This window comes from Stutzerimonas nitrititolerans (assembly GCF_003696285.1).
GTDB lineage: Bacteria > Pseudomonadota > Gammaproteobacteria > Pseudomonadales > Pseudomonadaceae > Stutzerimonas > Stutzerimonas nitrititolerans.
Genome location: NZ_RFFL01000003.1, coordinates 286,096 through 301,669, shown reverse-complemented (window position 1 = coordinate 301,669; position 15,574 = coordinate 286,096). Strand labels below are relative to the sequence as shown.

Here is a 15,574-nt window from a genome sequence, read left to right as displayed (position 1 = left end):
GTCCTTATTCGGTAACGGTCAATTGCTCGGCGATGTGATGGCGCAGGCGGTTCTTGTCCACCTTGCCGACAGCGGTCATGGGCAGTGCATCGAGGCGCTCGAAGCGATCCGGCAGTTTGTAGTCGGCCAGGCCGAGGCTGCGCAGGAACTTGCGCAGGGCGATGCCGCGCAGGGCCGGATCGCGGCTGACGATGAAGGCGCAGCTTTTCTCGCCCATCGCGGCATCCGGCATCGACACCAGCGCCGCCTGGGTGACGTCCGGGTGTGCCATCAGCAGGTTCTCCACTTCCTCGGCGGCGATCTTTTCACCACCGCGGTTGATCTGGTCCTTGATCCGGCCGACCACTTCCAGGTAGCCGTCCTCGCGCTGCCGGACCAGATCACCGGAGCGGTAGAAGCCTTCTGCATCGAAGGCGTGCGCGTTGTATTCCGGGCTCTGGAAGTAGCCGCGAATGGTGTAGGGTCCGCGCGTCATGAGGGCACCGACCTGCCCGGCGGGCAGCAGATTGCCCTGGCGATCGACCACCCGCACCTCGTCATCGGGGCTCATGGGCAGGCCCTGGGTCAGATAGGTGTGTTCGTCGTCATCGTCCAGGCGCGTGTAATTGACCAACCCCTCGGCCATGCCGAACACCTGCTGCAGGCGACAGCCAAGCGCCTGCGGCACGCGTCGGGCGACGGCTTCCGGCAACCTGGCCCCACCGACCTGCAACAGCCGTAGCGAAGCCAGCTCATCCGGATGATCCGGGGCGGCCTGCAGCCACATCGACAGCGCCGACGGCACCAGCGCCGTGACATTGACCCGATGCCGCGCGATCAGCGGAAAACAGCTGGCCGGCCCGGGATCGGGCGCCAGAACGACCTGGCCGCCCGCGACGAACACCCCCAGCGCGCCGGGTGAGCTGAGCGGAAAGTTGTGCGCAGCCGGCAGTGCGCAAAGGTAGCGGGTCTGGCGGTCGAAACCGCAGAGTTCCACGCTGCGGCGCACGCTGTAGTAGTAGTCGTCATGGGTGCGCGGGATCAGCTTCGGTGTGCCGGTGCTGCCACCAGACAACTGGAAGAAGGCCACCTCGTCCGCAGGCGTCGGCGCGAACGCACAGGTCGCAGGCGCAGGGGTGAACCAGTTGGCCAGGCGTTGGCCAGGATGATCGTCGTCGTGCAGCAGCAGCGTATCGAGCTCGGGAACCAGCTCGATCAGCTCTTCGAGGAAGGCATCGCCCGCAAACAATGCATGCACGCGGCTGGCGATCAGGAGCCGTGGGCGGACCTGCGCGGCATAGGCCCTCAGCTCGATCCGGTTGTGGCTGAACAACGCATTGACCGGCACGATTCCCGCTTTCAGCAGTGCGAAGAACACGATGTACAGCTCGGCCTGGTTACCCAGTTGCACCAGCGCCCGGTCACCCTGCCCCAGGCCGTGATTGGCCAGCCACTGGGCGAAATGGCTCGAGGCCGCATCCAGCTCGGCATAGCTGAGTTGCCGGCTGCCGCATACCACGGCAATGGCGTCCGGCTGCGACCTGGCCTGCTCTTCGAGCATGTGGTTCAGCGGTTTGCCGAGCCAGTAACCGGCTTCGCGGTAGCGTTCGGTGAAGGCCTCGGGCCACCGACTGAAGGGCGTCAGGCTCATACCGCCTCCCGTTCGAGACCGAACGCGCTGAGCATGGTGCCGAGCTTGGTGCCCGTCTCCCGCCATTCGGATTCCGGGCAGGACGCCGAAACCAGCCCCGCTCCGGCAAACAGGCGCACCTGGCGTTGATGAATGACGCCGCAGCGAATCACCACCGCCCATTCGCCATTGCCCGCCGCATCGCACCAACCGACGATGCCGCCGAAGACGCCACGATCGAAGGGTTCCAGCTCCGCGATCAGCCGCCTCGCCTCCGCCGTCGGGAAGCCGCAGAGCGCCGGTGTCGGGTGCAACTGGCAGGCCAGCTTCAGCGCTGACACGGGGGAAGCGAGTTCGCCGCTGATCCGGGTCGAGAGATGCCAGAGTCGGCTCGTGCTCATCAGCGAGGGGGCGCTCGGGATGTTCAAGGTGCGGCACAGCGGTCGCAACTGGCGTTCGATGTCCTGGATGACCAGGCGGTGCTCATGTTGGTCCTTGCTCGAATCCAGCAGGCCGTTGGCTGCCTGGACATCGGCCTTGGAGTCCTTGTGGCGCTTGGCCGAGCCGGCCAGTGGGTTGGTTTCCAGGTGCTGCCCCGTCTTGCGCAGCAGCAGTTCCGGGCTGGCGCCGATCAGCACGCCGCCATCGGGCAGATCCGCCAGGAAGTGATAGGCCTCGGGATTCTGCTGGCGCAGCCCCTGGAAGATCGTCGCCGCACAAGGTGGCTCATCGAACTCCAGTTGCAGCAATCGGGACAGCACCGCCTTGTCCAGCCGGCCGCTGCGCAGTTCGTCCAGTGCGCGCATGACCGCCTGCTGGAAACCGACTTGGTCGGGCTGCTCGACGCATTGGCGAGCCTGGCCACAGGCAAAGCCGCAGATTGCGGTGGGTGGCGAGGTCGGGGAAAGATGGGAAACATGACGGGGAATGAACAGGCTGGAGGCTTGCCGCTTGTCGAAAGGAATCACCCCTACCAGGACGGGGTTGGCCAGCCCCACAGCCTGCGCCTTGGAAAAGGCCTGTAGAACGTCGCGCTCCAGATTCGGGCCGGACGCTTCGGCCGGCGTGGTGATCGCCATGAAGCAGCCACTGGCCTCGATGCCCCCAGCCGGGGAATAGAAGCGATACGACGGTGGGAATTGATAGCCCACCTCAGGCCCGTCGCAGACGACGCTGGTCAGTGCGTTCACTCTCACCTCCATAACAAATAATAATGGGATTGATTATCATTTGCTGCGGAACGATAGCGGCGCGTCCTGAATGCGTCAAATTATTTCTGAATCGATGGCTGGGGTTGTTTTTCTGACGGTCAGCAGCCCTCGCCCGTTGTGCATATCAAAGCGAACAATCTTGTTGTGATTGCTTAGATATATCTAACAATCTATTGATTTATAAGGATATGTTTATTAGCGGAAATCTCGACTACGCACATCCAACCCCGCAAGCAGAGGGGTGTAATCGGTCAGGCGACCGGCGATCAGGTGGACCACGTCATGCTGCATTTCCAGCCGTCCGTCGATTCGCAGCAGTTGAGAGTCGACCAGCACACGGCGTTGCCGCTCGCCCAGATCCTTCCAGACCACCACATTGACCATGCCGAATTCGTCTTCCAGGGTAAGGAAGATCACACCGCTGGCCGTGCCGGGTTTCTGCCTGCCGACCACCAGCCCGGCCACGCTGACGTTGCGGCCATGCTCGATGCCCCGCAGCTCCCGCGAACTGCGGCAGCGCTTGCCGCGTAGCTGAGCACGCAGCAGTTTCAGCGGATGTGGCCCCAGAGTGGTGCCGAGGGTGTCGTAGTCGGTATGCAGATCCTCGCCTACCGTGGGCCGGGGCAGCGATACGGGAAGCTCGCGCGTGGTCTGCCCGGCAAACAACGGCAACTGCCCTTCGACACCTGCGACCGCCCAGCGCGCACGATGACGATCACCGGCCAGGCCGTGCAAGGCGCCGGCATCGGCCAGTTGCGCACGTGCGCGCTGATCGAGCCCGGCACGCAGGCACAGATCGGCGACATCGTCGAAAGGCTGCTGGCAACGCGCACGTTCGATGCTTTCGGCCGCCTCCTGGCGAAAGCCGCGGATCATCCGCAGCCCCATGCGAATTGCCGGCTGCTCGCCGCCATTCGGCTCCAGCGTGCAATCCCAGTCGCTGTGGTTCACATCCACCGGCCGCGTCTCGATGCCATGGCGGCGGGCGTCCTGAAGAATCTGGTCGGGGCTGTAGAAACCCATGGGCCAGCTGTTGATCAGCGAACAGGCGAACGCCGCCGGCTCGTGGCATTTCAGCCAGCAGCTGGCATAGGTCAGCAAGGCGAAACTGGCCGCGTGGGATTCGGGGAAACCGTAGCTGCCGAAGCCCTTGATCTGCTCGAAGATGCGTGCAGTGAATTCGGGCGTGTAGCCCCGCTCAAGCATGCGTTCGGTCAGGCGTTGCCGGTGAGGCTCGAGCCCGCCGTGGCGCTTCCAGGCCGCCATGGAGCGGCGCAACTGGTCGGCCTCGCCCGGGGTGTACTCCGCCGCGACAACGGCCAGCTCCATCACCTGCTCCTGGAACAGCGGCACGCCCAGGGTGCGCTTGAAAACTGGTTCCAGTTCCTCCGATGGATAATCGACGGGCTCTTCGCCGTTCCGCCGCCGCAGATAGGGATGCACCATGTCGCCCTGGATCGGCCCGGGGCGAACGATGGCCACTTCGATCACCAGATCGTAGAAGGTTTCGGGCTTGAGCCGCGGCAGCATGGCCATCTGCGCCCGGGATTCGATCTGGAACACGCCAATGGTGTCGGCGCGGCTGATCATCGCGTAGGTCGCCTCGTCCTCGGCGGGAATGCTGGCGATGGTCCAGGGCTTTTGCTGACGGTAGCGACTGACCAGGTCGAAGCAGCGACGCAGCGCGCTGAGCATGCCCAGGGCGAGGATATCCACCTTGAGCAGGCCCACCAGGTCCAGGTCGTCCTTGTCCCACTGGATGACGGTGCGATCGGCCATGGCGGCATTTTCCACCGGCACCAGGGTATCCAGCGGGTGCTCGGAAATCACGAAACCGCCGGGATGCTGCGACAGATGCCGCGGGAAACCGAGCAGCTCGCCCGCCAGTATCAGCACCCGGCGCAGCAGCGCATTGTCCGGATCGAAGCCGCTCTCGCGCAGGCGCTCCGGCGTCGGCAGCCGTTCGCCACGCCGGCTGCAACAGTCAGCCAAAGCATTGATCTGGTCCGCCGGCAACCCCAGCGCCCGGGCCACGTCGCGTATCGCTCCGGCACCGTGATAGGTACTGGCGACCGCCGTCAGCGCCGCGCGGCCACGGCCATAGCGGCGGAAGACGTACTGCAGCACCTCTTCGCGCCGGTCGTGTTCGAAATCCACATCGATATCCGGCGGCTCGTTGCGCTCCTTGGACAGGAAACGCGCAAACAGCATGTTGTTCTTGACTGGATCCAGCTCAGTGACGCCCAACGCAAAACAGACTACTGAATTGGCCGCTGAGCCCCGCCCCTGGCAAAGGATCGATTGGTCCCGGGCGAAACGCACGATGTCGTGGACGGTGAGGAAGTAGCTTTCGTACTTGAGCTCGGCAATGAGCTTCAATTCCGTCTCGATAAGTTCGCGCGCCTTCTCGGGCGTGCCATCCGGCCAGCGCCAGCGCGCGCCCTTCTCGGTCAGCACTCGCAACCAGCTGGTCGGCGTCTGCCCGGCAGGTACCAGCTCGTGAGGGTACTGATAGCTCAGTTGGCCGAGATCGAAGGTACAGCGCTCGGCAATGCGCAATGTCTCGTCCAGCAATTCGGGCGGATAGAGTTCGCGCAGCTGCTCGTATGGCCGCAGATGTCGTTCGCCGTTGGGAAACAGACGGAATCCGGCCTCGGCCACGGTGACGTGATGGCGTACGGCGGTGAGGGTGTCCTGCAGGGCGCGCCGGCCCCGGGCATGCATATGCGCATCGCCGGCCGCCACGGCGGGAATGCCCAGTTCTCGGGCCAACTTCTGCAGGTATTCCAGACGCTGCGCATCGTTCGGCCCGCGATGCATTTCGACGGCCAGCCACAGTCGTTGCGCGAAGCACTCGCGCAGCCAGCCGCCCTCCTCGCGCTCCCGGCTCCGCTCGGCCGCTTCGTCCGCCACCCAGAGCGCAAGCAGACCGGTCATTGGAGCGGTGAAATCCTCGCGCAACAACCGGTACTCGCCTTTCTTCGCCCGGCGCCGGGCCTGAGTAATCAGCTTGCAGAGCCGCTGATAGCCCTCGAGATTCTCCACCAGCAGCACGACCTTTGGGCCGTCATGAATACGCATCTCGCTGCCGACGATCAGCGGCAGCTCGCTCTCCTTCGCCGCCTGCCAGGCGCGGACGATGCCGGCCAGGGTGCATTCATCGGTGATGGCCAGTTTGCGATAGCCATGAGCCCGGGCGCGCTCGAACAGCTCCTTGGCGCTGGAGGCTCCGCGCTGGAAACTGAAGTTCGACAGGCAGTGCAGCTCGGCGTATTCCCCACTCATGCGAACCAGCCCTGCAGCAGCAAGGGACCGTGCTCGGCCACGTCACGATAGGCCCAGCCCTGCTGGCCGGAACGGGTTTCGATCCGGTAGTAGTCGCGGCGCACATCGTCGCCGTCCCACCAGCCGGACTCGATGCGCTCGGGGCCACCCAGCATCCTCACCGCGGCATCAGGTAGCGGCCGGGGCTCACGCAGCAGCCACCCCGGGCGCGGCGAGCCGGTGGGCAACGCTTCGCCCCGGCCCTCGCAGAGCCAGGCGTGTTCCGGTCGGTGATCGGCTCTGGCGCACAGGCCATGCACGGCTTCGTCGCCCAGGCGCGCCCGCAGACGTTCGCGCAGTTGCTCCCAGGGCAGCGTCTGTTGCGGGCGCTCCTCGAACAGTTCGCGATGCTGCGGCACGAAGCTCGGCAGGTCCCGGGCCACCAGCCGCAGCGCCCGCACCGGTGCCGGTACCTGCAAATGTTCCAGCCGCCCGCGCGCCAGTTCGAAGAGCATCGCCGCTTCGCGCTCGGCGCTGAGCAGGCCCACCGGTACGCGGCTGTCCTCCCCCTGCGCATGCTCGAGCAGCAGGTCGAAACGCTGCACGCCGCTGTCGCGCCCGGCCAGGAATGCCGCCAGATCGGCCGTCAGCCGGCGCAGCGGAAACAGCAGCGCCTGCGTCGATCCCACGTCGAAATTCAGTTCCAGACGCACATCGAAACGGTCCGGCGGGCGGTAGCAATCCAAGGCCAGCGCCCGCCTGCCGGTCAAGGTATCCAGATGACGCAGGACCTCGGCCGGGAAGCGCCGCGCCAGGGTTTCGCGCGGCAAGGCCAGCACCTGATGCAGCCTGCGCAGCCCCATCCGCGACAAGGCGGTCGCCACCTCGCGATCGAGCCCGACGCGGTCGATGGGCAGTTGTCCGAGCGCCTGGGGCAGGGTTTCGTCATCCGCGATACATAGCCCGTCGTAGGCATTGGCCAGCACCCGCGCCGCTGCCGGGTTGGGCGCTGCGACGATGCGGTGGCGAAAACCCAGGGCCGTCAGTTCCTCGCGCAAGCGTGCCTCGAACCTCGGCCAGGGTCCGAACAGGCCGAGGCTGGACTCGATCTCCATCATCAGTACACGGGGGTAATCCAGGCTCACATGGGAGCTGAAGCGATAGGCCCAGGCCGCCAGGAAACGATGCCAGCGGTCGATCTCCGCTGGGTCGTATTCGGCCGTGGCGAAGTCGCACACCAGGGCCTTGGCGGCCGTCAGCGACAGCCCGGGTCGCAGACCCAGGGCGCGCGCCGGCGAGTTGACCGTTTGCAGGATGCGCCGCTGGGGCGTGCCGGTAATCAGTGCCAGTGGCGTGTCGGGATCGGGACGACGGCGGAGGACGCCATCGAGCGCCAGTTGCGGCAGCAATACACAGGCCCAGCGCATGTCGACCTCAATGCCACGCAGCGAAGGGAATCGGCGCGGGCTGGGCCAGGCCACCCCGGCATTTGAGCACCCGCAACTGCGGCGCAGGCTGGGCCTCCAGGGCGATGCGCAAGGCGGCCGGTGAAGGATTCATCGCCTCTTTCAGCGGGCGGTAGGCGAATGCCAGGGTCTGCCCGGTTTCCGCCGCCACCTGCAGACGGCGCAAGGCACGATCATCGGCCTGCAGCGGCCAGCACAGGACCGCCGCGCAGCAGCCGGAGCGCAAACACTGCTCGGCCGCCCACAGCGCATCCTTGCCGCTCGCTTCGATTATCGACAGCCAGCGCAAATCCACGCCGGCCGCCTGCCAGGCCTGCGGATAAGGCACATGCGGCGGCGCCACCAGCGCGATGCGCTCGCCCTTGCCGGTCAGGCGCGCCAGGGTCGGCCAGAGCAACTGCAGCTCACCCAGGCCCTCGGCCGGCAGCAGGATTTCGATCAGCGCCGACTCCGGCCAGCCACCGATCGGCAGCGCCGCATCCAGCGCGGCGTGGCCAGTGCTCTGGTTGCCGGAAGGCCGCGCCTGTGGCTGGCCTTTCCAGAGACGGCGTTGATCCAGCAGCGAATCGAGGGCAACGACGGCGCCCATCACTCACGCCTGACCAGGCCACAGAACACGCCTTCGATGGCCAGTTCCTGATCGGGGCTGACCACGATGGGCGCGTAGGCGGGATTACGCGGCAGCAACCGGATCGATCCGGCCGTGCGTTCGAAACGCTTGATGGTGACCTCTCCGTCCAGACGCGCGACGACGATCTGTCCGTTGCGCGCTTCGGCGCCGCGATGCACGCCGACCAGATCGCCATCGAGGATGCCGTCTTCGGTCATCGAGTCGCCGCGCACGCGCAGCAGGTAATCCGGCACTCGGGAGAAGGTCGAGCGATCCAGCAGCAAATGCCCGTGCAGGTCGGCGTCGGGGCCAATCGGCGTGCCGGCGGCGACCCGTCCGAGTACGGGAATCTCCAACATTTCCGGGCGTGGCGAGTGCTCCACCAGGCGAATGCCGCGGGCCTGGTTGGGAACCACTTCGATCAGCCCGGCTTCGGTAAGCGCCACGATGTGCTTGCGCGCCACGCTGCGGGAGGCGAAGCCGAAGGCCTCGGCAATCTCGGCAAGGCTCGGTGGCTGGCCCTGCGTGACGATGCGTTCGCGGATGAAATCGAGGATCGCGCTACGGCGAGGAGTGAGTTCGTTCATGGAGTACATTTGTACTCCTTTGGCCAGGCTCTGGCTAGCGCTGTCGATCGGAATATCGTTGTCTGAAACGGCTTACCAGACCGCCATCACCTCGCACAGCTGCCGGCGGCCATCGACCAGCAACTCCACTTCATCGCCCTCGCAACGTCCCAGCAGCGCCTGGCCCAGTGGCGAGCGCGGGGTGATGACCAGCACTTCCTGGCCTTCATCGACTATGCGCAGCCCGGCCGCATCGGGGCCCAGGAAAATTCGGCGAGCCATGCCCTCCTGATCGAGTGCAACCAGGGCTCCTACCCGGATGGGCTCCCCTTCCTGCGGTCGCACCGGCAGGTTGCGGTAAGCCACCAGTGCCGTTTCGATCTCGTGCACGCGGCGGCGCTGGCCGTCGGCCAGGTAGGCGGCTTCCAGGCCGCGCGTGTCGTACTTGTTCTCGGCCTTGCTCTCGGCGTGGGTCGCTGCTTCATGGGAAGCCTTGAGGGCGTCCCGGGCGATGACGAGGTCGGCCTGCAGCCTGTCGACGATCAGCGTCTGGATATGGGTCTTGTCCATGGGGTACTGGGAACTCTTGTAGGGCGCGCAAAGCATTCTGCCTGAAACATTCAACAGACCACCCGTTGCGATGAACTGGCCCCCTTGGGGGCTGTCCAGAGCTGAACAGCTGGCCCGGCTGTCTCGCCTGCGGCTTTGACAGGATTCGAAAAAGAGGGCATTTGTCGCAGGCGGCGAAGCAAGACGCTGCTTATACTGACCCCCCTATCCCCACCCGGAGCGATTCCCGTGAACAAAGCCGAGTTGATTGAAGCGATTGCAACCTCTGCCGATGTAACCAAAAGCACCGCTACCCGCGTGCTCGATGCCTTCACCGCAAGCGTCACCAACAGCTTGCAGAACGGCGACAGCGTGACGCTGGTCGGCTTCGGTACCTTTGCAGTGAAAGAGCGCGCCGCCCGTGACGGTCGCAACCCGCAGACCGGTGCAACCATCAAGATCTCCGCGGCAAAACTGCCGGGCTTCAAGCCAGGCAAAACGCTGAAGGATGCAGTGAACTAACACCTGCGTCACAGATACCCGGCCGCTGCGCCATAGCTCTCCATGGGCGCAGCGCCTGGCTCTTGCGTGTCGACACCCTCCATCGCCTCCAGGCCGCTCGCCGGTTCATCTACAGGGCCTGCTTCCTGACTGCTGCATCAGCGTTTCGGTCATGATGTCCGAGCGCGACCTACACGATTAACCTTGATAGGTTCGGAACAACCAGATGCTTTGGCTACTGGCTTTTACGGCTGGACTCGTTCGCGGCTTCAGCGGCTTCGGGTTTTCCATGATTCTCGCATTGGGGCTGATGGCCACCGTGCCGCCCTCGGTCGCCGTGCCGGTTGCGTTGCTGCTGGACCTGGTCTGTAGCGCAGGGCTCTGGATCGGTGCCTGTCGAGGTTTTCACCAGCCCATTGGTTATCGTCTGATTGCCGGCATGTTGCTGGCGGTGCCGATCGGCACGCTGCAGCTGACCATCCTGCCCGCGCTCTGGATGACGCCTGCGGTGGCGGCCGTCTGTCTGGTCGGAAGCGGGCTGATACTCGCAAGGCCGGTTGCCGCGCAGAAAACCGTCGACCAGAGCCGCCACCTGGCATTTCCGGCGGGACTGGCCTCGGGCCTTGCCATGAGCATGGCATCGGCTGGCGGCCCTCCGCTGATGCTCTATCTCTTGCGCAGTGGCCTGGATGTGACCCAGCTACGTGCCACCGCAATTCTGTTCTTCGCGGCCAGCAGCGCCTGCGCATTACTCGGGCTGTGGCTATTCGATGCCCTGGGGACGGAGCATCTACAGCTGGCGGTCGGCTTGTTGCTACCGGCATTGCTCGGCAACTTCGCCGGGCAGTACTTGCATCATCGCTGGCAACCCGGTTCGCTGCGGGTCATCGTCGGTGCCTTGCTTGCAGGATTATCGGGATGGCTGCTGTTGACGAGCCTGAGCACGGCCCTGGCTGCTTCCCTGTGACGCCCCCCGCTTTGCCCGCGGCGCAGACCCGTCTGTGTTTGATATCGACAATATTGCCTTCTAGGCTCAGGGGAGCTGATCACCAGGAACTCTCCCCATGTCCCAGCCCAATACCCTGCCCACGGTCAAACTCCTGATCGGCGGTGAACTGGTCGAGTCGACCACCCGTGAGTGGCGCGACATCGTCAACCCCGCGACCCAGGAAATACTGGCCCGTGTGCCCTTCGCGACCGAGGCGGAAATGAACGCCGCGGTCGCCAGTGCCAAGGAGGCCTTCAAGACCTGGCGCAAGACCCCCATCGGCGTGCGTTCACGGATCTTCCTCAAGTACCAGCAGCTGATCCGCGAGCACATGAAGGAGCTGGCGGCGATCCTCACCGCCGAACAGGGCAAGACCCTGCCGGATGCCGAAGGCGATGTGTTTCGCGGGCTGGAGGTCGTCGAGCATGCCGCCGGCATCGGCAACCTGCAGCTGGGCGAACTGGCCAACAACGTCGCCACAGGCGTCGACACCTATACGCTGCTGCAACCACTGGGCGTCTGCGCCGGCATCACCCCGTTCAACTTCCCGGCGATGATTCCGCTGTGGATGTTCCCGATGGCCATCGCCACCGGGAATACCTTCGTGCTCAAGCCCTCCGAACAGGACCCCATGGTCACCATGCGCCTGGCCGAGCTGGCGATGGAAGCCGGCGTGCCGCCGGGCGTGCTCAACGTCATCCACGGCGGCGCCGATGCGGTGAACATGATCTGCGATCACCCGGATATCAAGGCGGTGTCCTTCGTTGGCTCGACCCGGGTCGGCACCCACGTCTACAACCGCGCCAGCCAGGCCGGCAAGCGCGTGCAATGCATGATGGGCGCGAAGAATCACGGCATCATCCTGCCCGACGCACACAAGGAGCAAACGCTCAACAACCTGGTCGGTGCAGCCTTCGGCGCGGCGGGCCAGCGCTGCATGGCACTGTCGGTGCTGATCCTGGTGGGCGAAGCGCAAAGCTGGCTGCCGGACCTGGTGGCCAAGGCGAAAACCCTCAAGGTCAACGCCGGTGTCGAGGACGCGACCGACCTGGGTCCGGTGGTTTCCTGCTCGGCGCTGGAGCGGATTCACTCGCTGATCGAACGCGGCGTCGCCGAAGGCGCCGAGCTGGCATTGGATGGCCGCAAGCCGCAGGTCGCGGGTTACGAAAAAGGCAACTTCATTGCGCCGACGATCTTCTCTGGCGTCACCGCCGAGATGAGCATCTACCGCGAGGAAATCTTCGGCCCGGTGCTCTGCGTGATGCAGGTCGACAGCCTCGACGAGGCCATCGCGCTGATCAACGCCAACCCCAACGGCAACGGCACCGCCCTCTTCACCCGCTCAGGCGCCGCGGCGCGGCATTTCCAGGAAGAGATCGACGTCGGCCAGGTGGGCATCAACGTGCCGATTCCGGTGCCGGTGCCCATGTTCTCCTTCACCGGCTCGCGCGGCTCGAAGCTCGGCGACCTGGGCCCGTACGGCAAGCAGGTGGTGCAGTTCTATACGCAGACCAAGACCGTCATCCAGCGCTGGTTCGATGAAAATGAGGTCGGCGGACCGGTCAATACCACCATCAACCTCAAGTAGCAGATCCCAGCGCTTACAAGAATAAGGAAAGCGGCCATGCATATCGGTTTTCTCGGGCTCGGCAACATGGGCGGGCCCATGGCCCACAATCTGCTGAAGGCTGGGCATCAGCTCTACGTCTTCGATGTTTCCGCCACGGCGGTCGCCGGGCTGACGGCGGCGGGCGCACAGGAAGCGACCTCCGCCGGTGCCATCGCCAAGGCCGGAGTCGAGGTGATCATCACCATGCTGCCGGCCGCGACCCATGTGCGAGAGGTGTACCTGGGCGACGATGGCCTGTTGGCGAACGTGCAACCCGGTGTGCTGTTGATCGACTCCTCCACCATCGACCCAATGAGTGCACGCGAAGTCGCCGCAGCCGCGGCGAAAAACGGCAACCCGATGATCGATGCCCCCGTATCCGGCGGCACGGTGGGCGCGGCCGCCGGCACCCTGACTTTCATGGTGGGGGGCAGCGAGGCGGACTTCCAGAAGGCCCAGCCGATTCTCGCAGCGATGGGCAAGAACATCATCCATTGCGGTGACTGCGGCAACGGCCAGGTGGCCAAGGTCGCCAACAACATGCTGCTGGGCATTTCGATGATCGGCGCGGCCGAGGCGATGTCGCTGGGTGTGGCGCTGGGCATGGACGCCAAGGTGCTGGCTGGGGTGATCAATTCCTCCAGCGGGCGTTGCTGGAGCTCCGAAATCTACAATCCCTTTCCCGGCGTGGTGGAAAACAGCCCGGCTTCGCGCGGCTACAGTGGCGGTTTCGGCACCGACCTGATGCTCAAGGACCTCGGTCTGGCCAGCGAGGCAGCCAAACAGGTGCGCCAGCCGGTTATCCTCGGTGCTCTCGCGCAGCAGCTCTACCAGGCCTTCAGCATGCAGGGCAACGGGATGCTGGATTTCTCCGCGATCATCAAACTCTACCGCCAGGAAAATTGAGCATGTCCGCAACCGAAGCACCGGTACTGGTCGAAGTGCGCAACCGCGTCGGCTACCTCACCCTCAATCGCCCCGCCGGCCTGAATGCCGTGACACTGCCGATGGTGCGCCTCCTCCATCGACAACTGCAGGACTGGGCCGACGACCGGGACGTCGTCGCCGTGGTGCTGCGCGCCGCCGGGGAAAAGGCCTTCTGCGCGGGTGGCGACATCCGCATGCTGTACGACAGCCATCTGAACGGCGACAGCCTGCGCTGGGACTTCTTCGAGGAAGAGTACGCGCTTGACCAGTACATTCATGCCTACGCCAAACCGCTGCTGGCGCTGATGAACGGCTACGTCCTGGGCGGCGGCATGGGCCTGGTCCAGGGCGCCTCGTTGCGGGTGATTTCAGAGCGCACGCGCATGGGCATGCCGGAGGTCGGCATCGGCTATTTCCCCGATGTCGGCGGCAGCTATTTCCTGCCGCGCCTGCCGCAGAATCTGGGCATCTACATGGGCGTGACCGGCAGTCACGTGGATGCGGCCGATGCACTGCATGCCGGGCTTGCCGATCATTGCGTGCCTCATGAGCGCTTCGCCGAACTCCAGCAGCGCCTCGACCAGCAGGACTGGAGCGCTCCGCCCGCCGAAACCCTCGACGCCCTGCTCGCCTCGCTGGCCACCGACGAGTTGCCGGCAGCCTCGTTCGCATCGTTGGCGCCCGCCATCGAGCAGCACTTCGCCCACGACAACATCCCGGCGATCCGCGAGTCCCTGGCCAGCGAAACACGGCCCGAATACCGCGACTGGGCGGCCGCAACCCTGAAGGTCATCGACAGCCGCTCGCCATTGGCGGTCAGCGTCACCCTGGAAATGCTCCGTCGCGGCCGCGAACTGTCCCTGGCCGATTGCTTTCGCATGGAACTGCACCTGGACCGGCAATGGTTCGACCAGGGCGACATCATGGAAGGCGTGCGTGCGCTGATCGTCGACAAGGACAAGAACCCACGCTGGAATCCGCCCACGCTGGCCGAAGTCACGCCACAGCGTATCGCAGGATTCTTCGCTGGCATCTGACCCGTAACAGAGGACGCACCATGCATGACCTCGAACTGACCGAAGAGCAACGCATGGTTCGCGACATGGCGCGCGATTTCGCTCGTAGCGAAGTCGCGCCCAACGCCCGCGCCTGGGAGCAGGCCGGCTGGATCGACGACGCGACCGTCGCGCAGCTGGGCGAACTGGGCCTGCTCGGCATGATCGTGCCCGAGCAATGGGGCGGCACCTATACCGACTATGTCGCCTACGCCCTGGCCGTGGAGGAAATTTCCGCCGCTGACGGTGCCCTCGGTGCGCTGATGAGCATTCACAGCTCGGTCGGTTGCGGGCCGCTATTGAAGTACGGCACAGCGCAACAGCAAAACCGGTGGCTGCCGGACCTGGCCACCGGCCGCATCATCGGCTGCTTCGCCCTGACCGAACCCCAGGCCGGCTCCGAAGCGCACAACCTGCGCACCCGCGCGGTGCTGGAGAACGGCGAATGGCAGATCGACGGCGCCAAGCAGTTCGTCAGCAATGGTAAGCGGGCAAAACTTGCCATCGTCTTCGCCGTCACCGACCCGGAGCTGGGCAAGAAAGGCCTGTCGGCGTTTCTGGTGCCCACCGACAATCCCGGTTTCATCGTCGATCGCATGGAAAGCAAGATGGGCCTACGCGCCTCGGATACCTGTGGCGTGACGCTGCGCGACTGCCGTATTCCCCAAGCCAACCTGCTCGGCCCCCGAGGCAAGGGCCTCGCCATCGCCCTGTCGAACCTGGAGGGCGGGCGCATCGGCATTGCTGCCCAGGCGCTGGGGATCGCCCGGGCAGCCTTCGAAGCGGCACTGGGCTACGCCCGCGAGCGGGTCCAGTTCGACAAGCCGATCATCGAGCACCAGAGCGTGGCCAACATGCTCGCCGACATGCATACCCGGCTCAACGCGGCGCGCCTGCTGATCCTGCATGCCGCCCGCCTGCGCAGTGCCGAACTGCCGTGCCTGTCCGAAGCTTCCCAGGCCAAGCTGTTCGCCTCGGAAGTCGCCGAATACGTCTGCTCCAAGGCCGTGCAGATCCATGGCGGCTACGGCTATCTCGAGGACTATCCCGTGGAGCGCTACTACCGCGACGCGCGAATCACGCAGATATACGAGGGCACCAGCGAGATCCAGCGGCTGCTGATTGCCCGGGAGCTGAATAATTACGGTCTTTAGATCGCCTGGAGGATATCGCCGCGCTCAACCCACCCTACATCGATGGTGCCCACGCAGGAGCGGGG

13 protein-coding genes are annotated in these 15,574 nt (G+C 65.0%); 6 read left to right on the top strand and 7 right to left on the bottom strand.

Going from position 1 to position 15,574, the window contains the following annotated elements; genetic code table 11:
- Positions 1–4: 4 nt before the first annotated feature.
- The 7 genes from EA795_RS05345 to EA795_RS05315 form a co-directional block, all read right to left on the bottom strand.
- Positions 5–1,630, bottom strand: a complete 1,626-nt coding sequence (locus tag EA795_RS05345) for a (2,3-dihydroxybenzoyl)adenylate synthase (RefSeq protein WP_122075976.1) — start codon at positions 1,628–1,630, stop codon at positions 5–7.
- On the bottom strand, positions 1,627–2,799 hold the full coding sequence (locus EA795_RS05340) for an isochorismate synthase (RefSeq protein WP_205891471.1): 1,173 nt from the start codon (positions 2,797–2,799) through the stop codon (positions 1,627–1,629). The genes EA795_RS05345 and EA795_RS05340 overlap by 4 nt, the downstream gene beginning before the upstream one ends.
- Positions 2,800–3,015: 216 nt before the next feature.
- A complete protein-coding gene (locus EA795_RS05335; protein WP_122075974.1) occupies positions 3,016–6,105 on the bottom strand; it encodes an error-prone DNA polymerase in 3,090 nt (1,029 codons plus the stop codon).
- Complete coding sequence (locus EA795_RS05330; RefSeq protein WP_122075972.1) at positions 6,102–7,511, bottom strand: Y-family DNA polymerase; 1,410 nt, start codon at positions 7,509–7,511, stop codon at positions 6,102–6,104. Before EA795_RS05330 ends, EA795_RS05335 begins: the two co-directional genes overlap by 4 nt.
- A gap of 7 nt (positions 7,512–7,518) precedes the next feature.
- Entirely contained in the window at positions 7,519–8,139 is a 621-nt protein-coding gene (gene imuA / locus EA795_RS05325) for a translesion DNA synthesis-associated protein ImuA (protein WP_122075970.1), read from the bottom strand.
- Positions 8,139–8,756, bottom strand: a complete 618-nt coding sequence (gene lexA, locus EA795_RS05320; RefSeq protein ID WP_122075968.1) for a transcriptional repressor LexA — start codon at positions 8,754–8,756, stop codon at positions 8,139–8,141. The genes imuA and lexA overlap by 1 nt, the downstream gene beginning before the upstream one ends.
- A gap of 63 nt (positions 8,757–8,819) precedes the next feature.
- Positions 8,820–9,296, bottom strand: coding sequence for a GreA/GreB family elongation factor (locus tag EA795_RS05315; RefSeq protein ID WP_122075966.1), 477 nt, complete (start codon positions 9,294–9,296; stop codon positions 8,820–8,822).
- A 228-nt stretch (positions 9,297–9,524) separates the two neighbouring features.
- Between EA795_RS05315 and EA795_RS05310 the strand changes: the two genes are divergently transcribed.
- The 6 genes from EA795_RS05310 (at position 9,525) to EA795_RS05285 (ending at position 15,509) form a co-directional block, all read left to right on the top strand.
- Positions 9,525–9,797, top strand: a complete 273-nt coding sequence (locus EA795_RS05310; RefSeq protein ID WP_014852853.1) for an HU family DNA-binding protein — start codon at positions 9,525–9,527, stop codon at positions 9,795–9,797.
- A 205-nt stretch (positions 9,798–10,002) separates the two neighbouring features.
- Positions 10,003–10,743: a sulfite exporter TauE/SafE family protein gene (locus tag EA795_RS05305; protein WP_122075964.1), complete on the top strand. Its 741-nt coding sequence runs from the start codon at positions 10,003–10,005 to the stop codon at positions 10,741–10,743.
- Positions 10,744–10,840: 97 nt separating this feature from the next.
- Positions 10,841–12,352 (top strand): CoA-acylating methylmalonate-semialdehyde dehydrogenase, encoded by a 1,512-nt coding sequence (locus EA795_RS05300; protein ID WP_122075962.1) that lies wholly within the window; start codon positions 10,841–10,843, stop codon positions 12,350–12,352.
- A 36-nt stretch (positions 12,353–12,388) separates the two neighbouring features.
- Positions 12,389–13,279, top strand: a complete 891-nt coding sequence (mmsB, locus tag EA795_RS05295; protein ID WP_122075960.1) for a 3-hydroxyisobutyrate dehydrogenase — start codon at positions 12,389–12,391, stop codon at positions 13,277–13,279.
- Positions 13,280–13,281: 2 nt separating this feature from the next.
- Positions 13,282–14,337, top strand: a complete 1,056-nt coding sequence (locus tag EA795_RS05290; RefSeq protein WP_122075958.1) for an enoyl-CoA hydratase/isomerase family protein — start codon at positions 13,282–13,284, stop codon at positions 14,335–14,337.
- A gap of 20 nt (positions 14,338–14,357) precedes the next feature.
- Positions 14,358–15,509, top strand: coding sequence for an acyl-CoA dehydrogenase family protein (locus tag EA795_RS05285; protein WP_122075955.1), 1,152 nt, complete (start codon positions 14,358–14,360; stop codon positions 15,507–15,509).
- Positions 15,510–15,574: the final 65 nt, after the last annotated feature.